Source organism: Nocardia beijingensis NBRC 16342, from assembly GCF_001612785.1.
Classification (GTDB): Bacteria; Actinomycetota; Actinomycetes; order Mycobacteriales; family Mycobacteriaceae; genus Nocardia; species Nocardia beijingensis.
The window spans coordinates 1-18,928 of sequence record NZ_BDBC01000041.1 but is presented as its reverse complement, the minus strand read 5'-3'; the positions used below and the strand labels follow the sequence as shown (position 1 = coordinate 18,928).

The 18,928-nt window shown below is 69.9% G+C and carries 17 protein-coding genes; 7 read left to right on the top strand and 10 right to left on the bottom strand.

Translation table 11 applies throughout. The features are described 5' to 3' along the window. The first annotated feature begins 91 nt into the window (after positions 1-91). A complete protein-coding gene (locus NB3_RS22480) occupies positions 92-2,113 on the top strand; it encodes a CocE/NonD family hydrolase (RefSeq protein WP_067806905.1) in 2,022 nt (673 codons plus the stop codon). A gap of 8 nt (positions 2,114-2,121) precedes the next feature. Here the strand turns inward: NB3_RS22480 and NB3_RS22475 are convergent, their stop codons facing one another. Both NB3_RS22475 and NB3_RS22470 read right to left on the bottom strand, forming a co-directional pair. Further along, positions 2,122-3,042 carry an LLM class F420-dependent oxidoreductase gene (locus tag NB3_RS22475; protein WP_067806903.1) on the bottom strand — a complete coding sequence of 307 codons (921 nt, stop codon included), beginning with the start codon at positions 3,040-3,042 and terminating at the stop codon, positions 2,122-2,124. A 108-nt stretch (positions 3,043-3,150) separates the two neighbouring features. After that, positions 3,151-4,317: a PucR family transcriptional regulator gene (locus tag NB3_RS22470; RefSeq protein ID WP_067806900.1), complete on the bottom strand. Its 1,167-nt coding sequence runs from the start codon at positions 4,315-4,317 to the stop codon at positions 3,151-3,153. A gap of 309 nt (positions 4,318-4,626) precedes the next feature. Between NB3_RS22470 and NB3_RS22465 the strand changes: the two genes are divergently transcribed. Continuing rightward, positions 4,627-5,133: a gluconokinase gene (locus NB3_RS22465; protein WP_067806899.1), complete on the top strand. Its 507-nt coding sequence runs from the start codon at positions 4,627-4,629 to the stop codon at positions 5,131-5,133. A 13-nt stretch (positions 5,134-5,146) separates the two neighbouring features. Here NB3_RS22465 and NB3_RS22460 read toward each other — a convergent pair whose 3' ends face one another. The 7 genes from NB3_RS22460 to NB3_RS22425 form a co-directional block, all read right to left on the bottom strand. Beyond that, entirely contained in the window at positions 5,147-6,067 is a 921-nt protein-coding gene (locus NB3_RS22460) for a DUF5995 family protein (protein ID WP_067806896.1), read from the bottom strand. A 142-nt stretch (positions 6,068-6,209) separates the two neighbouring features. Further along, positions 6,210-7,004: a M50 family metallopeptidase gene (locus tag NB3_RS22455; RefSeq protein ID WP_067806893.1), complete on the bottom strand. Its 795-nt coding sequence runs from the start codon at positions 7,002-7,004 to the stop codon at positions 6,210-6,212. An 85-nt stretch (positions 7,005-7,089) separates the two neighbouring features. Further along, a complete protein-coding gene (locus NB3_RS22450; RefSeq protein ID WP_067806890.1) occupies positions 7,090-8,760 on the bottom strand; it encodes a serine/threonine-protein kinase in 1,671 nt (556 codons plus the stop codon). An 84-nt stretch (positions 8,761-8,844) separates the two neighbouring features. Continuing rightward, positions 8,845-9,735: a bile acid:sodium symporter family protein gene (locus NB3_RS22445; protein ID WP_067806887.1), complete on the bottom strand. Its 891-nt coding sequence runs from the start codon at positions 9,733-9,735 to the stop codon at positions 8,845-8,847. 86 nt (positions 9,736-9,821) lie between these two features. Then, entirely contained in the window at positions 9,822-10,874 is a 1,053-nt protein-coding gene (locus NB3_RS22440; RefSeq protein ID WP_067806883.1) for a Gfo/Idh/MocA family protein, read from the bottom strand. A gap of 412 nt (positions 10,875-11,286) precedes the next feature. Then, positions 11,287-11,958, bottom strand: coding sequence for a response regulator transcription factor (locus tag NB3_RS22430; RefSeq protein WP_067806877.1), 672 nt, complete (start codon positions 11,956-11,958; stop codon positions 11,287-11,289). After that, positions 11,940-13,622, bottom strand: a complete 1,683-nt coding sequence (locus tag NB3_RS22425) for an ATP-binding protein (protein ID WP_174553232.1) — start codon at positions 13,620-13,622, stop codon at positions 11,940-11,942. Before NB3_RS22425 ends, NB3_RS22430 begins: the two co-directional genes overlap by 19 nt. A gap of 156 nt (positions 13,623-13,778) precedes the next feature. On the opposite strand from NB3_RS22425, the gene NB3_RS22420 reads away from it, so the two are divergent. The 4 genes from NB3_RS22420 to NB3_RS22405 all read left to right on the top strand — a co-directional run bounded on the left by NB3_RS22420 (position 13,779) and on the right by NB3_RS22405 (position 17,874). Next, positions 13,779-14,585 (top strand): ABC transporter ATP-binding protein, encoded by an 807-nt coding sequence (locus NB3_RS22420; protein ID WP_067806875.1) that lies wholly within the window; start codon positions 13,779-13,781, stop codon positions 14,583-14,585. After that, positions 14,575-15,462: an ABC transporter permease gene (locus NB3_RS22415; RefSeq protein WP_174553231.1), complete on the top strand. Its 888-nt coding sequence runs from the start codon at positions 14,575-14,577 to the stop codon at positions 15,460-15,462. The genes NB3_RS22420 and NB3_RS22415 overlap by 11 nt, the downstream gene beginning before the upstream one ends. 2 nt (positions 15,463-15,464) lie before the next feature. Further along, positions 15,465-16,514 (top strand): ABC transporter substrate-binding protein, encoded by a 1,050-nt coding sequence (locus NB3_RS22410; protein ID WP_067806990.1) that lies wholly within the window; start codon positions 15,465-15,467, stop codon positions 16,512-16,514. A 142-nt stretch (positions 16,515-16,656) separates the two neighbouring features. Then, positions 16,657-17,874 (top strand): NupC/NupG family nucleoside CNT transporter, encoded by a 1,218-nt coding sequence (locus tag NB3_RS22405; RefSeq protein WP_371855927.1) that lies wholly within the window; start codon positions 16,657-16,659, stop codon positions 17,872-17,874. 7 nt (positions 17,875-17,881) lie between these two features. On the opposite strand, the gene NB3_RS22400 is transcribed toward NB3_RS22405, so the two are convergent. Then, positions 17,882-18,637 carry a siderophore-interacting protein gene (locus NB3_RS22400; RefSeq protein ID WP_067806871.1) on the bottom strand — a complete coding sequence of 252 codons (756 nt, stop codon included), beginning with the start codon at positions 18,635-18,637 and terminating at the stop codon, positions 17,882-17,884. 110 nt (positions 18,638-18,747) lie between these two features. Between NB3_RS22400 and NB3_RS22395 the strand changes: the two genes are divergently transcribed. Beyond that, the coding region (locus NB3_RS22395; protein WP_443093674.1) for a nitroreductase family protein at positions 18,748-18,928 on the top strand (181 nt) is incomplete at its 3' end.

The window sequence follows — 18,928 nt, the reverse complement described above, 5'->3', positions numbered from 1 at the left end:
GCTACGTTGTCGCCCAATCGGGTGATCGATGGTCGGTCCGCATACCGGTCGAGGGAGCGAGATGGCAGCGGGGCGTGACGTGAGACGAACGATGAACAGAGTGATCCGGACGGTGGCCGCGGTCGCGGTGGCCGCGGCCGTGGGATGCGCGGCGGTCCCGGCGGCCGCGGAACCGGCGGCCGACGCCCACAGCGTGGCGTGGACCGCGCTGCACGACGGCCCCCAGCCGTATGCCGACATCCACATCGACTGGGATGTGCCGATCCGGATGAGCGACGGTGTCGTGCTGAAGGCGAACGTCTACCGGCCGGTGAAGCAGGGCGGCGAGGTGGAGCGGCAGCCGCTGCCGACCATCGTGAACCTCACGCCCTACACCAAGCTCATGACCACCCTGATCGACACGGCGCTCGCGGTGCCCGGCCTGCAGCCGCTGACCGTGCGGCTGGTGAATCGCGTGAATCTGTCCCGCACGCCGGTCAGTGGTTTCGGCGATCTGCTGCACGCGGTCGACGGCGGCACCGTGCAGACGGTGCTCGGCCTGGATCGCGATCTGATCCGCGCCGGATACACCCAGGTCATCGCCGACGTCCGAGGGACGGGATTCTCGCAGGGAGCATGGGACACCCTCGGCGAGCGGGAACAGCTCGACACCCGCGAGGTGATCGAGTGGGCGGCGGCGCAGCCGTGGTCCAACGGCCGGGTCGGGATGAGCGGCGGCTCCTACTCGGGCATCAACCAGCTGCGCGCCGCCGAGAACGCGCCCGCGCCGTTGCGGGCGATCTTCCCGGTGGAACCGGGCAGCGACCTCATGCGTGACGTCGTCGCACCCGGCGGCGGCGTGGGGACGACGTTCCTTCCGATGTGGCTCAGCACGGTCAACCAGCTGAAGCTGATTCCCGACGTGCAGTCGATGTTGCGGGGCACCTTCGACTGGGAGTGGTTGCGGGAACGAATGTCCGATCCGGCCAGCAACGTGGATCTGCTGGCCCAGGCGCTGCTGACGCCCTCGCTCGACCACGTGCCACCCGCGCTGGCCGACGCGCTGGACGAGAACAGCTATTTCCGGCGCGGCATCGAGGGTCATCCGGAGCGCATCACGGTGCCCACCTTTGTCTACGGCGGCTGGCACGACATCTTCGCCAACAGCGCCACCAAGCTGTACAACGCGATTCCGCTGCCTGCGGGACAGAAGCAACTGGTCGTCGGCGACACCTATCACGCGAATCCCGGTTCGGGAACCGGCATTCCGGGTGCGCCGCCGCGGTTGGACGTGTTGCAGCGCGTGTGGTTCGACAAGTGGTTGAAGGACATCGACCACGGCTTGGGCGATTTCGGGCCGATCACCGTGTGGGAACAAGGCGGCGGCTGGATCTCCCTCGGCCAGTTCCCGCAGAAGGACCTCAACCATCGCCGCGTGTATCTGTCGGCCGAGCCGAGCGGCACCGCGGGGAAGGCCGTCCACGACGGATCGTTGACGATGAGCGCTCCCGCCGAACGGCGGACGCTGACGGTGGCGCCCGGCCTCGCCTCGGCGTGTTCCCGCGACACCGCGCAGGGCTCCGCCGGGATGGCCGCGGTGCTGGACGTGTGCGCGAAGGATTCGCGCATCGCCGAGCGCAACGCGCTGACCTTCACCAGCGCGCCGATGACCGAGCCGACCGTCATCTCGGGGCCGGTGAACGTGCACCTGAACACGGTGCACGACGCTACCGACGGCTACTGGAGCGTCACCATGAACGACGTGGCGCCGGACGGAAGTTCGAAGGTGCTGTCCACCGGGCAGCTGACCGCTTCGCTGCGCGCCGTCGACGAGCAGAAGAGCAGCCGCACACCGACTGGCGACCTTACCGAACCGTTCAATCCGATCACCCTGGACAGTGTGCAGCCGGTCGTTCCCGGTGAGCCGGTGGCGCTGGACATCGCGGTGATCCCCACCCAGGCGGTGCTGCGACCGGGCCACCGGCTGCGGATCGACGTCTTCGCGGGGAATTCGCCGAAGGCGCTGGCCTTCCGGCCGATGCTGAACAACACCGAGCTGAAGCCGCAGCACCTGGAACTCGATCCGTCGGCGCCGAGCTTCGTCGTGGTGCCGACCGATCGTCCGCTGGGCTGAGCGCTACCTCACAACTGCGACTGCACCTGCGCGGAGATCAGCTCGAGATGATCGAGATCGGTCAGGTCGAGCACCTGCAGGTAGATGCGGGTGGTGCCGATCTCGGCGTACCGGCCGATCTTGTCCACCACCTCGGCGGGCGAGCCGGCCAAGCCGTTGGCCTTCAGCTCGTCCACCTCGCGCCCGATCGCCTCGGCTCGGCGCGCCACCTCGGCGTCGTTCGCTCCCACGCAGGCCACCAGCGCGTTGGAGTAGACCAGGTCGTCGGCGGAGCGGCCGTATGCCTCCGCGGCCGCGCGCACCCGGTCGAACTGCCGGGTGCTGTCCTCGATCGAGGAGAACGGCATGTTGAACTCACTGGCGTACTGGGCGGCCAGCCGCGGGGTGCGGGTGGCGCCGTGCCCGCCGATCACCACCGGGATCGGGTCCTGCACCGGTTTCGGCAGGGCGGGGGAGTCGGTGAGCTGGTAATGCTTGCCGTCGTAGCTGAAGGTGTCGCCGGGTTTGGTCGCCCAGAGCCCGGTGATGACGGCCAGCTGCTCTTCCAGCCGGGCGAATTTGTCGGCGGGGAACGGAATGCCGTACGCGGCGTGCTCCTCGGCGAACCAGCCGCTGCCGAGGCCGAATTCGACTCGGCCGCCGGACATCTGGTCCACCTGCGCCACCTGGATCGCCAGCGGGCCCGGCAGCCGGAAGGTGGCGGCGGTGACCAGGGTGCCGAGCCGGATGCGCTTGGTCTCCCTGGCCAGTCCGGCGAGGGTGATCCAGGCGTCGGTGGGACCGGGCAGCCCATCGGCGCCACCCATGCTCAGATAGTGGTCGGAGCGGAAGAACGCGTCGAAGCCCAAGTCCTCGGTGGCCTTGGCAACGGTGAGCAGGGTGTCGTAGCTCGCGCCCTGCTGCGGCTCGGTGAAGATGCGTAGTTCCATGTCGACGACCCTAGCCGGTCGCGTGCTCGGCGCACGGCGAGCGCTCGCTCGGGCTCCCGACCAGCCGAAACGCCGCCGACCCGGTGTGCTGACGCGCGGCGAACGTGATCACTGCGCGGCACGGCCCGGCGCGGGCGAGGACTGCGTGTAAGCGCGTGCGATGAGCGCGGCGCGCAGCCGGTAGAGCGCGTGCGGAACCGCGGTGTCCAAGCCGGTGAGGCGGCCGATGCGCTTGAGCCGATGGTCGACGGTGTTCGGGTGCAGATACATCGTGCGCGAGGTGCGCCTGCGGTTGAAGTCGTTGCGGATGTGCTCGCGCAAGGTGTCGAACAGTTCGGGATGGCCCTCCAGCGGGTCGAGCAGGGCGGCGAGCCGGTCGCGCCCCGGCCCCGGCCGGGTGAGCTGGTATTCCAGGGCGAGGTCCTCGAAGCGGTACAGGCCGGGTGGGCTCTGCAGGCGACGGACCATGTCGAGCAGTTCGTGCGCCTGCTCGGCGGCGCCGGGAATCCGCTCGGGCTCGGCGGTGACGGCGGCGGCGGTGAGCGGGGCGTGCGCCGCCGCGGCCAAGGCGGCGACCAGATCGTCGATCCGATCGGCGGCGGCCGGCGAGCCCGGCAGCAGGATCGTGCCGCCGATCGCGCTGAGCGCGGCAGGCACGTGTCCACCGCAGTGCAACTCGAGGCACAGTCGCATGCGCCTGCGGATGCTGTGCTCGTCTCCGGGACGCGTCTCGGTGGGCGGATCGACCGTGACGGCGAGCACGGTGTAGCGCTCGGCGACCGGAACGCCGTACTCCCGGTAGACCTTCGCCGGGTGGTGGCCGCGCAGCAGCGCGACGGCGACGGCGTGCCCGGCCGCCTGCTCGTCGGCGGGCGCGACGGACAGGTAGGCCAGCGACACGGCGGAGGTGACCGCGTGGACGGCGTCGAAGAGCTTGCGTACGTCGTTGTGCCGCACGGTGTCCGAGGCACGCAGGTGCTCGTCGAGATAGAGCCGGAAGCCCTCGTGGACGAGATGCTGCACAGTGTCCATGCGCACCCCGACGCCGGCCCACCGGGTGGCTGCCTCGAAGATGCGGACCGTGCGGGCCGGTCGCCCGGGGTCCGCGGAAGCGAGCAGGTCGAGGCAGTGCGCGACGGTGGCGCGGATCTCCGTGCGCAGCACGTTCCCATGTTCGACGTGCCTGCGGGGAATGATGCCGAGCAGGTGCCGCACGATGTGTTCGGTGGGCTCGGGCTCGGCGGATGCTGTGGTGATGCTGGGCGTCGGTGGCATGCCGATCCCTCAGGAACCGGCTCCGCCGCCGACCGGTTCAGGGTCGAGCGTGCGGGCGCCGGTCCGATGCCGGGTGCATTGCGTCGTCGCAAACATTCGGTACTTCCCATCCAATCGACCGCGCGTCTCACGGAACAGACCGGAGCGCGATTCGCATCACGTGCGTCGGCGATCCCGCGACGTCGCTGTCCTTGAAATGTATCGGCGGTGGCGCGCAGGGTCACTGCACAGGCCGACGAAGTGCTCAGCCGCTAGGTTGTTGCCGATGACAAGCCCGTATACGCGGGAGAATCCGCCTTCGGAGGGAGAATGGTCCGAGTGCGTGGTGTACCGGTGATCGTCGTGATGGGGGTGTCGGGATCGGGGAAGACGACGGTCGGCGTCCGCCTGGCCGAGGTGCTGGGGGTCGAGTACGCCGAAGGCGACGATTTCCATCCGCCCGCGAACATCGTGAAGATGTCGGCGGGCACGCCGTTGGACGATGCCGACCGCGCACCGTGGCTCGACGCCTTGGCCGCCTGGATGGCCGAGCGATCCGGCCACGGAGCGGTCGTGACCTGTTCCGCCCTGAAACGCGCGTATCGCGACAGGTTGCGCGGCCGCGTTCCCGGCGTCTTCTTCCTGCATCTGGACGCGCCACGCGAGGAACTCGAACGCCGCGTGACCGGACGCCGCGGGCACTTCATGCCTGCGAGCCTGCTGGATTCACAGCTGGCCACCCTGGAGCGGCTCGATCCCGACGAGCGCGGGAGCACCGTCGACGCGACCCGGCCGCCCCAGGATGTGGTGCGGGCCGCCGTCGCGGCGCTGGCGTGACGGTGCGCGCCGGTCAGAGTCCGCCGAGGCCGGAGAGCACTTCGAAACCGAGATCCAAGCCGCGCCACAGAGCGTCTATCTCGGCGGTGACGGCGGGGGCCGCGGCCTGGTCCTGCAGGGCCAGGCCGTTGCCGAAGATGACGACATTGGCGCCCGCGTCGGCCAGCCGCAGCAAAGGGCCGGTCGCCACACCTTGCCCGAGCACCGCGTCCAAACCATCGCCGACGAAGTAGAAGCGCCACAGCGGCCCGAGATCACCGCCGTAGAGGGATTTCGTCGCGGCTACGATCAGCGCTCCCTGCTGGGCGATCGAGTCGACGATGCGGAAGTAGTCCCGCGCGTTCGCGGCCGAGCTGCCGACCGCCGCGACGGAGTAGGACAGATCGACGGTCAGATGCGCGTCGTACCCGGCCATCGCCACCCGCGCGGGGGACAGCTCGCAGCGGCGGGTCAGCGCGAAGTAGTGCGCCCACTGCGGTTCGGCGGGTGCGCCGGTGAATTCCGCGTGCAGCGCGCGCAGGAAACGCGACAGCAGCTCCAGACTGATCCGGTGCGCCCATTCCGGGTCGTCGAACGACGCGGGGTCGCGCTGGAGCGGCAGGACGGCCGCTTGTTCCACCGCGTCGAGGCCGAGGGCGAACACACCGCGCGAATCACGATGGCGGACCAGGATTTCGGTGATCCGGCGGTGCCGGTCGACGGCGCGCTCCAACTGCGACAACGAGGAACCCGTTGGCAGCCCGGTCTCGGACAGCTCCGCGATCTCGGCCGTCTCCGCCTCCGTCAAGGGGGTGCCGCAGGCCGTGCCGACCGGTGCGGCATAGGCGGTGGGACCGAGCGCGATCGTGCCGAGCAGCACCGTGACAGCCGTGATCAGTGCCGAAAGAATCTGCCGCGCAGCGGTGCTCGGTGTGCGCGTGGGAAGGTTCGCCATGCTGGCTCCCGGAGGGTCGTGAATCGCGATCTGGAGTCGGACGGCCGAAGGGGTGTGCTCGGCGAATGCGCCGCCGGATGAGGCGTTGGCGCAGGGCGGGTTCGAAGCCTAACCGAGCCGACCGGGTCGCGCAGCGCGACGATCAGTGCGCCGCGAAGCAGGACCCCGATGGCGCGCCCGGCAGGCAGACTTCGGCGATGGCGGAGACGAGCAGCCACGCCCCGAGCGCCAGCGAACCCACGGCGATCGCGCCGAACACGAAGACCCACAGCAGGCCGGGCAGCCGGGTGAGCCGGGCGAGTTGATCGGCGTCGGAGTCGACCTCGTGATAGCGGGCGCGTTGCTGCCGGGAGCGGCTTCGTTGCAGCTCGATCACCGGCCGCGCCCCGGCGAACAGCAGGAACCAGGCGCCCAGATACGCGAAACCCGCTTGCAGCGTGTCGGTGCCGAACCAGGAGACCACGAAGGCCACCGCTCCGAGACCGAGCACGGTGATGGCGCCGTAGACATTTCTGATCTTGATCAGGAGCGCGGCGAGCAGCACGATGGCGGTCCAGAGCAGCAGCGTGATCCGGCTCGCGCCCAGCAGCGCGGCGAATCCGAGACCGAGCAGCGGCGGCGCCGGGTAACCGGCCATGGTGGTGAGGATCATCCCGAGGCCGTAGGGTTTGCCGCTCGACACGGTGAGTCCCGAAGTGTCCGAATGCAACCGGATGCTGTTGAGCTTGCGGCCGGTCAGCAGGGCGACCAGCGCGTGCCCGCCTTCGTGCGCGATGGTGACGATATTGCGGGTCAATCGCCAGACGGGGGTGTAACCGACCAGCAGGAGCGCCGCCACCGCGGCCGCCACCACCAGCCACCACGGCGGTTGCGCTTGCGTCGTCGTCAGACGATCGGCGATGGAAGCGCCGCGCTCGAAGAATTCCGCTCTGTCCACCGCCGCACCTTAACCGCCCGCCGCCGACGGCGCTCGGGCATGCGTTCCCGCCCTCGGCGCCCGGTCCGGCGCGGTCGTCACGCCGTCAGCTCTTGCGCAGGACCCCTTCGATGTTGCCGATGACGCCGGAGGTGCGGTACGTCAGGGAACCGTCCGGCTGCAGGGTGACCGTCGAGGTGGACCCGTTGTCGAAGCAGGAAGGGGAGCCGCCGGACAGCCGCGCGACGAACGACAATTCGTTCTCGCCCGCGGCGGTGAGCGTCTCCGCGCGTTCGCAGCGCTCACCGCTCAATTTGCCGGTGTTCGACGATTGCGCGATCTCTTGGCCCACCGCGCCGTCACGAATGGTCAGCACGATGTCGAACGACAACAAGGGGTCGCGGGCCACGCCTTTCCATTCTCCGACGAAAGCCTCCGGAACACCGGTGCCGGAAGGACTGCTGCCGGTCGGTTCCGGATCGATGGCCTCGGTGGTGGTGGCCGCCGAGGATCTGCCGGTGGTTTGCGTGGTCTGCTCGGCCGATTCGCTCGCGTTCTCGTTTCTCAGCCGGGAGCCCACCACGAACGCGGCGACGGCGACGGCGAGGCAGACGACGAACGCTCCGGCGGCGAGCAGGGCGCGGCCGGGGCGGCGTGCGGGCGGCGCGGCGGGGGCCGGGCCGAACGCGGGCGAAACCTGGTGCGCGGGTGGAGGCGTCGGAGGTCTCGCGAACGCGGGTGGCGTTCGCGGCGGGATGGAGTGCGGCGTGGACGCCGATCGTCCTCGATCGCCTTGCGGTACCCGTGAGTTGGCAGGTGATGCGGGGCCGACCATGGTGTCGGCGGTGCGCGCCGGATCAGCGGGCAGAGAGAACCGCTGGTGGTCGAGTGGCCCGGAATCCAGGTTCAGCAGCTCGACCGCGCGGCGGCCGACCTCCTCGAGCACCGGGCCGGGCAGCCAGCCGCCGCGATCCGGGATGCCCAGCGCGGTGAGCCGGGACAGCAGCTGCTCCGGAGTCGGGCGGGCCGCGGCGTCTTTGGTCAGGCAGGCGGCCACCAGCGGGCGCAGCCGTTCCGGCACGTCGTCGAGCTGCGGTTCCTCGTACACCACCCGCCACAGCATGTGCACCGCCTCGCCGGCGCCGAACGGTCCGTGGCCGGTCGCCGCGAAGACCAGGACGCCGCCGAGTGCGAAGACGTCGGCGGGCGGGCCGATCGAGTCGCCGGTCACTTGCTCGGGGCACATGAATCCCGGTGAGCCGATGACCTTTCCGGTGGTGGTGAGCTTGCTGTCGTCGAGGGCGCGGGCGATGCCGAAATCGATCACCTTGGGGCCGTCGAGGGCCAGAAGGACATTGGACGGTTTGAGGTCGCGGTGCACGACACCGGCTCCGTGCACGGCGGTCAACGCCTCGATCAGCCCGTGCGCCAGCACGAGCAGCGCGTTCTCGGTGAACGGGCCGTAGCGGTCGACCGCGTCGGCCAGCGGGAATCCGGCCACGTAACCGGTGGCCAGCCAGGGTGGATCGGCGTCCACGTCCGCGTCCAGCACCGGTGCGGTGAATTGCCCGTCGACCCGGCGGGCCGCGGCCACCTCGCGCCGGAAGCGCTGACGGAATTCGGCGTCGATCATGTCCGGGCGGATGACCTTGACCGCGACGGTGCGTCCGCCCGGGTTCCGGCCGAGGTAGACCCGGCCCATGCCGCCCGCGCCGAGCACGCCGAGCAGGCGGTAATCCCCGATCCGGACCGGATCGTTCGTGCCGAGCGGTTGCATCGCGCAGCTGACTCCCTTCGCGTGGCGTCGACCCTCCGAGAGGCTACTCATCGGGCCCGTCCGTGTCCGCTCGGACCGCCTCCGTCAACCCGCCATGCTCGGCGCGGGCGCGGGCTGCTCCCGCCGCGCCCGCCTGGCCAGCAGATACGCGGCGATCGCCGCCGGGATGTTCATCAGAACGCCGTACACCGCGCCGGGAACGGCCATGGTCTCGTTGTCCAGGACCGAAGCGGCGACGGCGATCGCGAGCGCCGCGTTGTGCACGCCGATCTCCATCGCCGAAGCGATCGCCTGATCGGCTTCCACACGCAACAGCCGGGGCAGAAAGTAGCCGACGGCCAGACTGATCACGGCGAAGGACAAGCAGATCGCCGACAGCTCGCCGATGTGGTCGGTCAGGATGTCCAGATTCGAGCCGACCCCGGCCGCGATCACCAGCGCGAGAACCACGACGGACAGGATCTTGACCGCGCCGCGCATCCGCCGCGACCACTCCTCGAACCGCCGGTGCACCACCATGCCGATCGCGACTGGCACCAGCACGATGGCGAAGACCTGCGCGAATTTGTCCGGCCGCAGTCCGACCGAACCCGTGCCGTCCAGGAACAAGGCGTAGGACAGCGCCACCACCACCGGCAGGGTGAACACTGCGAGCACCGAATTGATCGCGGTGAGCGTGATGTTCAGCGCCACGTTGCCTCCGGCGACGTGGCTGAACAGATTGGCCGACGCCCCGCCCGGCGACGCCGCCAGCAGCAGCATGCCCGCGGCGAGCGCGCCTTCCAGCCCGAACAGGCGGATCAGGCCCAGGCAGACCGCGGGAAGCAGGATCATCTGGCACACCAGCGCGATCACCGCCGCTTTCGGATACCGCAGCACGCGCGCGAAATCCTCGGTCGTCAAGGTCAATCCGAGCCCGAACATCACCAAGGCCAGCGCCAGCGGCAGCAGCACCGCGAAAACCGTTGCACCCATCCGGTTCTCCTCTCCACCGGGTGGCCGGAGCGGCCGACCCGAGGGGACCGACGTTATCGAGTCGCGGCGCGGGTTGCCAGCGCCGGTCAGGCGGTGACGGTCACACCTCTGGCGGCCGACTCGCGTGCTTTCGTCAGCAGGCGCAGGGTGGTGACGGCGTCGCGCGGGTCGACGGGCACGGGCCCGCCGTCGAGCAGCGCGGCGGCCATCGCGGAGTAGAACTCGGGATACGCGCCGGGTGCGGTCGGCAGCGGGGTGAAGTCCGGTTCCGCGCCGAGCACGCCACAGCGCTCGGGATCGACCGTGCCCCAGGAGGAATCGCTTTGCGGACGACGACCGGACCGGAGCGCGTCCTCCTGCGGGTCCAGCCCATAGGTGACATACGCGGCTTCCGACCCGAGCACCCGGAAGCGTGGCCCCAGTTGCGGGGCGACGGCGCTCATCCAGAGATGGGAGCGCACACCGCCGGTGTGGGTGAGCGCGACGAACGCGTCGTCGTCGGTGGTGATCCCTTCTCGTCGCCGGTCCAGCTCGCAGTACACCGAAGCCACCGGGCCGAATAGGGTCACCGCTTGGTCCACCAGGTGGCTGCCGAGGTCGAGCAGAATGCCCGCGCCCTCCTCGTCCGTGCCGACTTCCCGCCAGCCGCCCTTCGGCACCGGACGCCACCGTTCGAACCGGGACTCGAAACGGCGCACATGGCCGAGTTTTCCGGTCTCCACCAGTTCGCGCACGGTACGGAAATCGCCGTCCCAGCGCCGGTTCTGGAAGACCGACAGCGCCAGGCCGGACCGCTCCGCGCGCCGGACGAGGTCATCGGCGTCGTCCGCCGTGACCGCGAACGGCTTGTCGACCACCACCGGCAGCCCGGCCTCCAGCGCCTGCCGGGCCAGCGGCGCGTGCGTGTGGTTCGGTGTCGCGATCACGACGAGATCGATGCCGTCCGGTGCGGCGAACAACTCCTCGGCGTGCGGCACCACCCGCACACCGGGGTGTTCGGCGCGCGCCCGCTCGGCACGTTCCGCCGAGGAGGTCACCACGGCCGCGACCCGCATCCGTGGCTGCGCGGCGATCAGCGGGGCGTGAAAGACCGACCCGGCCAACCCGTAGCCGACGACGGCGACCTCGACGATGCTCATGCCCCGACGCTACCGCGCCGACGACGGGGGGCTGGGCACCCGCATCCGAGCCGGGGCGACGGCTGAGCAGAAGACGATGCTCGTGCCCGGATGCTGGCGCGCCGACGAGGGCGTGGTGGGCATGCGCTTCCGCGCCGGAGCGGCGGCCGAGCAGGGCAGAAAGCGGTGTACGGCAGAAAGTGAGCGCCGCGGCACCGGACGATCGGACCCTGCCGGGACGTTGCGACTCGGGAGGGCGGGGCCGCGCGCCTTCACCCGGCCGAGCCCTGTGCCGGAGCGCGCGGGTGGGCGCTGAACCGGCGGATTCAGCGACCGGTGACCGCCGGGCCGCGCGTCGCTACCCAGCCCGCGCGTCGGTGCAACCCGAAAGCCCGATTGCGGGTCGGCAGCCATGCGGGGACGCTCCGTCCGCTCAGTGCGGCGGTGCGGCGGAGTACTCCTGTTCGGGTCGCCCGGTGCTGCCGTAGCGCAGGCTCATACGTACCGCGCCGCTGGACACGAGCGCGGCGAGATAGCGCTGCGCGGTGGCGCGGGAGATGCCGATGGCGCCGGCGACCTCGCCTGCCGACAGCGGCGCGCCCGCGTCGAGAATCGCTTGCAGGACAGCGTCTTTGGTCGGGGAGGCGACAGTCGCCGCCGGGCTCGCGGTGACCGAGGGGCGCAGCGCGTGCAGCGCCGCCGCGACGCGGGCGTTGTCGGCCTGCGGCACGGCGAGGATGCGCCGGTACCGGGCGTAGGCGGCGAGCCGGGCGGCGAGTTCGGTATGCGGGAAGGGCTTGACCAGGTAGGACACCGCACCCGCCGCCACAGCGGCGCGCACGGACTCGCTCTCCGTCGACGCGGTGAGCACCATGGCGTCGCAGCGGAGCGTACGAACGAAATCGATACCGGAGCCGTCCGGTAAATAGACGTCCACCAGCGCCAGGTCGATCGACTGTGCCGCGACGATTTCCCGCGCGGCGGCGAGGGTGTTGGCGGTGCCCGCCACCGTGAAACCCGGGATGGCCTGCACGATTCCGGCGTGCAGGTTCGCAACCCGGAAGTCGTCGTCGACGACGAGGACGGTCAGCGGCGGCGGGGCCATGACACCTCGCTTTCCACGAGCACTCCGGGCATGCGGGCGATGAATTCCGCACCGGTGAGCGGTGGCTCGCCGCCGCGGGGACTCGACAGGCGCACGTCGCCGCCATGGGCGCGCGCGATCTGGCGGATCAAGGCGAGTCCGACCCCGCGTCCGCCGGGGACGCCGCGGTCCTCGCGGGTCGAGATCCCTTCGGTGAAGAGCGTGTCCTCTAGTTCGGGCGCGACACCGTCGCCGCTGTCGGCGACGGCGATGTGCAGTGTCGAGTCCTGCTGCACCAGTTCGACTTCCACCTGCCGGACCGGCCGGTCCCCGGCGCGCACGGCCTCCATGGCGTTGTCAAGCAGATTGCCGAGCACGGTGGTCACGTCCACCGGATCGGCGAGATCGCCCTCGACCCAGGTGTTGGGCCCGAGCACGAGTTCCACTCCGCTCTCCCTGGCGTGCGCGGCCTTGGCGGCCAGAAAGGCCTGCAGGTACGGGTCGTGGATGGCGTCGATGCCCGGCGTCGCCGGACCGAGCGGCCCCGCGCCGATCAGTTCGTCCACCGACCGCGCCGCTTCCTCCACGTGCCCGCTGTGCAGCAGTCCGCTGATGAGGTGCATCTTGTTGGAGAACTCGTGGCGCTGCGCGCGCAGCACCGTGCTCATCGATTGCACCGCGTCCAGCTGCCTGGTCAGCGATTCCACGTCGGTGCGGTCGCGCACCGTGAGCACCGCGCCGAGATCGCGCCCGTCGCGGCTGACCCGGCGCGCGGAGACGATGACGACGTTCGCGCCGATCGTGGCCGAGGTGGGTTGCTGGTCGAGGTCGCGGAAGACCTCCAGCACCCGAGGGGTGAGTCCGATCCGGTCCACCGGGCATCCGATGTCCGGCGCGATGCCGAGCAACCTGCGCGCCTCGTCGCTGACGAAGGTCGTGCGCCACGCCGCGTCGACGGCGAGCACGCCGCCGCCGATGCCGTGCAGCACCGCGGCCTGGCCGCGGACCAACTCGGCCAGCTCGTCCGGTTCCAACCCGAGCGTCAGTCCGCGCCACCGGCGGGCGAGCAGCACCGATCCGGCGATGCCGACCGCGAGCGCCACCGCGACCAGCCCGGCCGCGGTACGCAGATCGCCGAGCAGTTGCTCGTGCACCGCGTCGGTGGCGATGCCGACGCTGACCGCCCCGACCACACGGTCGGAACCGGGCGCGGTGACGGGAACCTTCGCGCGCACGGAGTCACCGAGCGTGCCGCGTTCCTCGGTGATCGACTCGCGGCCCGCCAGCGCCTCGGACGGATCGGTGCTGACATGCTCGGCCAGGCGCCCGGCGTCCGGATGCGCCAGGCGGATGCCCGCGTCGTCGGTGATCACCACGAACAGTGCGCCGTTGCGCTGGGTCGCGTCCACCGCGAGCCGTTCCAGCGGGCCCGTCGCCAGTTCGGCGCGCACGCCGGGATCGACCGTGCCCGGCGCGTACCCGGCCACCTCGGCGCGCACCACCGGGTCGGCGGCGACGGTGCGGGCGACGGCCAGCGCGCGCTGGCCGTAGGCGTCGCGCAGCCGCCGGTCACTGAGGTAGCCGAACACCGCGAACGCGACGCCGAGCGTGAGCGCGACCACCAGGATCTGCGACAGCAGAACCTGGGTCCGCAATCGCACGGCCCGCGCGCCCTCAGTGGCCATGGCCGCAGCATAAGCGCAGACCCCCGCGCGCGACGCATGAGCAGAATGCGCAAAACCCGCAGATCCCGCGTTTGTGGCGGTTGTGCGCACAAGCTCCGGCGTGTGACCGGGGACACGTACGTTTCCCCCGACCCGATCTCGCAGGAGTAGGAAGCAATGACGCAATCACTCATCGAGCTGCGGAACGCGACCAAGCGCTTCCCCGGCACCGGCGGCGGCATCCACACCGCCGTGCGCAATCTGAACCTGGCGGTGCGCCCCGGCGAATTCGTCGCCGTCGTCGGCCCGACCGGATGCGGCAAGTCCACCACACTGTCGCTGGTGTCCGGCCTGGAGCCGGCCTCGGCGGGACGGACCCTGGTGCGCGGCCAGGACGTCGACGGCATCCCCGACGGCATCGGCTACATGTTCCAGCAGGACGCGGTGCTGCCGTGGAAGAGCGTGCTGGACAACGTGGCGCTCGGCCCGCGCCTGCGCGGCGCGTCGAAGGCCGAGGCGCGCGCGAAGGCGTCGGCGTGGGTGCGCACGGTCGGGCTGGCCGGGTTCGAGAGCTACTACCCGCACCAGCTGTCCGGCGGGATGCGCAAGCGCGTCGCGCTGGCGCAGACGCTGGTCAACGAGCCGGAGATCCTGCTGATGGACGAGCCGTTCAGCGCGCTGGACGTGCAGACCCGTCAGCTCATGCAGGACGAATTGCTGCGGGTCTGGGCGGGCACCAACGCGGCGGTCGTCTTCGTCACCCACGATCTGGAGGAGGCGATCGTGCTCGCCGACCGGGTGGTGGTGATGACCGCGAGCCCGGCCACTGTCTGCGGGGACTTCCCCGTGAGTCTGGCCCGGCCGCGCAGCGTCGAGGACGTGCGGCTGACGGCCGAGTTCCGCGACATCTACAAGGAGATCTGGGAGACGCTGCGCGATCAGGTCGAGGCGGCGCGGGCGAAGGGAGCCTCCCGTGTCGCATGACGTGCTGGTCCAGGACACCGTCGACGCGCTGGCGGTGGAGAACGAGACCGAGGAGCAGATCCTGGCCAGGGTGCGCACCACCGCGCGCCGCGCCCGGATCCGCACCTGGGGGCTGCGCGCCGCGCTGGTCGCGCTGTGGCTGGGCGCGTGGGAACTCACCGCCACGGTGTGGATCGACCCCTTCTTCTACTCCAAGCCGTCGCTGATCTGGTCGCGTCTGGTCGAATGGTTCACCGAGGGAACCCAATTCGGTTCGATCTGGCTGCAGGTCTACACCACCGTGCAGGAGGCCGTGCTCGGCTTCGTGATCGGCACGGTGGCCGGTGTCGTGCTGGGTGTGCTGCTCGGCCGCAGCCGGTACTGGGCCGAGGTGCTCGCGCCGTTCATCAAGGCGCTCAACGCCGTTCCGCGCATCGTGCTGGCGTCGCTGTTCATCATCTGGTTCGGGCTCGGGCTGAGTTCGAAGGTGGCGACCGTGGTGGTGCTGGTCTTCTTCGCGGTGTTCTTCAACGCGTTCACCGGTGCGCGCGAAGTGGACGGCAACGTGATCGACAACGCCCGCATCCTCGGCGCGAGCCGCAGGCAGGTGCTGGTGTCGATCGTGCTGCCGAGCGCGACCACCTGGATCCTGTCCAGCCTGCACACCGCGTTCGGCTTCGCGCTGATCGGTGCGGTGGTGGGCGAATACGCCGGGGCGAGCAAGGGCTTGGGCCTGTTGATCAGCAACGCGCAGGGCACCTTCGACTCGGCGGGCATCTACGCGGGCATGATCATCATCACCGTGATCGCGCTGATCGCCGAGTGGGGCATCGGCATGGCGGAGAACCGGTTGCTGAAATGGCGGCCTTCGCAGGCGACCTCGAACCACGGGATCTGATCATGAGGTATCGCAAGCAGCTCGCGCTCGTCGCCGTGGTGGTCGCGGCATTGCTGACGGTCACCGGATGCCGGGACTCCCGCACCATCCCGATGGCCGGTGGCCGACCGCAGATCACCATCATGGTGGGCGGACTGGAGAAAGTGATCTACCTGCCCGCCGTGCTCACCCGGCAACTCGGCTTCTTCGAGCGCAACGACATCGACGTGACGTTGCTCGGCGAGCAATCCGGAGCCACGGCCGAGACCGCGTTGCTCACCGGCGACGTGCAAGGCGTGGTCGGGTTCTACGACCACACCATCGATCTGCAGGCCAAGGACCAGTGCATCCGCTCGGTGGTGCAGATGTCCGACGTGCCCGGTGAGGTGGAGCTGGTGTCGAAGGCGGACGCGGACATCACCTCGGTCGCCGACCTGCGCGGCAAGAAGCTGGGCGTGACCTCGCTCGGGTCATCGACCGACTTCCTCACCCAGGCGCTCACCGGCCAGGCAGGCATGGGCACCGCCGACTACACCCGGGTGAAAGTCGGTGCGGGACAGACGTTCATCGCGGGCATGAACCACGACGGCATCGACGCGGGCATGACCACCGATCCCACGGTGGCGCAGATGGTGAACTCAGGGGATGCGCGCATCCTGGTGGATCTGCGCACCGAGGCGGGTACCAGGGCCGCGCTCGGCGGGCTGTATCCGGCGACGTCGCTGTACATGAGCTGCGCGACGATCGAGGCCCACCCGGACATCGTGCGCAAGCTCGCCGCCGCGTTCGTGCAGACGCTGCGGTGGATTCGGACGCACACGCCGGAGGAGATCGCCGAGAAGATGCCGCCGCAGTACGCGAGCGCGGGCAAGGACCTCTACGTCCAGTCGATCCGCGACTCCATCGGCATGTTCAACGGCGACGGGTTGATGAAACCCGAAGGCGCGCAGAACGTGCTGGAGATCCTCGGAAAGTACTCGAAGAACGTGCGGCCTGTGCGCGATCGCATCGACCTGTCCGCGACCTACACCACGCAGTTCGTGGAGGAGGCGTTGCGCGCGCCGCTCCCGTAGCGCGGCGTCGGTGACCATGGCCGCCCGGGATCGCCCCGGGCGGCCTGCGTGGGGCACCGCGGCTTCTCAACTGTGGAGACACCGCACCATAAACCGACATGAGAGGTGCTCCCATAAGCCGTCGCACGCCACGGCCGCCGAGGTGCGTGTGCACCATCTGATCGGATTCGCCGGGCTGATGTGCTTCCTGCTGCTGGCCTGGCTGCCCAGTACCGACCGCCGCGCCGCCGTCGCGCGGCTGCCCCGGATCGCCGTCCTGCTGCTCGTGCAGTTTGCGTTCGGGTTCCTGTTGCTGCGGACCGGGATCGGGGGCACCGTGATCCGAGCGGTCAGCGACGCCTTCGCCCACATCCTCGGCTACGCGGCCCAGGGAACCGCGTTCGTGTTCGGCGAGCTGCCCGCCGTCGGCAGCGGCGGGCCCGCGTTCCTGTTCGCGGTCCTGATGCCGATCGTGCTGGTCTCCGCCCTGATCGGCATCCTGCAACACCTGCGGGTGCTTCCGTTGATCATCAAGTACCTCGGCCTGCTGCTGGCGTGGGTGAGCGGCTTCGGCCGGATCGAATCGTTCAACGCGGTCGCCTCCGCCATCCTCGGCCAGTCCGAGGTGTTCATCTCGCTGCGCGCCATGCTCGACGACATCCCGCCGCAGCGGATGTACACCCTGGCGGCCTCGGCGATGTCCACGGTGTCGGCGGGCATCCTCGGCGCGTACATGCTGCTGATCGACCCGAAGTACGTGATAGCGGCCATCGTGCTGAACATGCTGGGCGCCTTCGTGGTGTGCTCGCTGATCAATCCCTACGTGGTCACCGCCGCCGACGATGCCGGGCTGCTGGGGGAGGAGATCGCCGACAGCCGCAAGCGGCAGTCGTTCTTCGAGATGCTCACCGAGTACATCCTGGTCGGCTGGAAGGTCGCGTTCACCGTCGCGGCCATGCTGCTCGGATTCATCGCCTTGCTCGCCATGGTCAACGGGATCTTCGCCGCGCTGTTCCACGGCACCACGTTCCAGGACGTGATGGGCCACGTCTTCGCGCCGCTGGCCTGGCTGACCGGCATCCCCTGGGAGGAGGCGGCGGCAGCGGGCCGGTTCATGGGCACCAAGCTGGTGTCCAACGAGGTGGTCGCCATGCGAGAACTGAACCGGCAACACGCCGGGCTGTCGGACCGCACCGTCGCGATCGTGTCCACCTATCTGGTGTCGTTCGCGAACTTCTCCACCATCGCCATCGTCACCGGCGCGGTCCGCAGCCTCAGCGAGAAACAAGGCACCGTCATCGCCCGCAACGGGCTCCGCCTGCTCTACGGCGCCACGTTGGTCAGCTTCGTGTCCGCCACCATCGTCGGACTGCTGAGCTGAAGGAGGTTCAGGCGTTGGCCTCCTCGGTCGCCCGCAGTTCGGCCTTCCATTCCCGGAAGCCCTCCTCGGTGCGGCCGCGGCGCCAATATCCGGAGATGGACGCCGCCCACTCCGCGGTGACGCCGCGATCCCTGCGGATGTAGCGGCGCAGATCCTTCATGACCGCCTCGGCCTCGCCGTGGATGAACACCTGGACCTGCCCCGGTGCCCACGGCGCGGAGCGGACGGTCTCGGCGAGCACCTCGCCCGGGGAACGGACGCCGCGGTGCAGCCAGGTCAGCTCGATGCCGTCCGGCTTCTTCAACGGCAGTTCGTCGTCCGGACCGGCGACCTCCACGAACGCCAGCCCGGTCGCCTCGCCGGGCATCGCCTCGAGCGCGGCGGCGATGGCGGGCAGCGCCGCCTCGTCACCGGCCAGCAGATGCCAGTCGGCATCCGGACGCGGGGCGTAGGCGCCGTTGGGGCCATAGAAATCGATGGTCTCGCCGGGCTGGACGGCGGCCGCCCACGGTCCCGCGATGCCTTCCGCGCCGTGGTAGACGAAATCGACCGCTATCTCCCCGGCGACGGAATCGACGGACCGGACGGTGTAGGTGCGCAGCACCTCGTTGCCGTCCTGCGGGAAGATGAACTTCACATACGAGTCGGTGAACTCGCTGGGCCGGAACGCGGCGAAGCCGGGCCCGCCGATGTGCACCCGGATCAGGTGCGGGGTGAGCCATTCGGTGCGCTGCACCGTGAGGGTGGTGCGGGGACGTGCCAAGAGAACCTCCGATATTAACAATTAGGATTGCCTTACTTACCCTACCTGTGTTCCGCTCAGGCTGCGGGCAACCGCTGACGGCGCGCCGCCCCGGCGAAAGGATGATGCCCATGACGCAGTCCGTGACCACCCCCACCCACGCCGTGCAACAGCGCTACCGCGACCCGCGACCGGTCGAACCGGCGCAGTGGAACCAGGTCCTGCAAGTGCTGCACGAGCATCGCTCGGTGCGCCGCTACCTGCCCGACCCGGTGTCCGACGACACCCTCCGGCTGCTGATCTCCGCGGCAC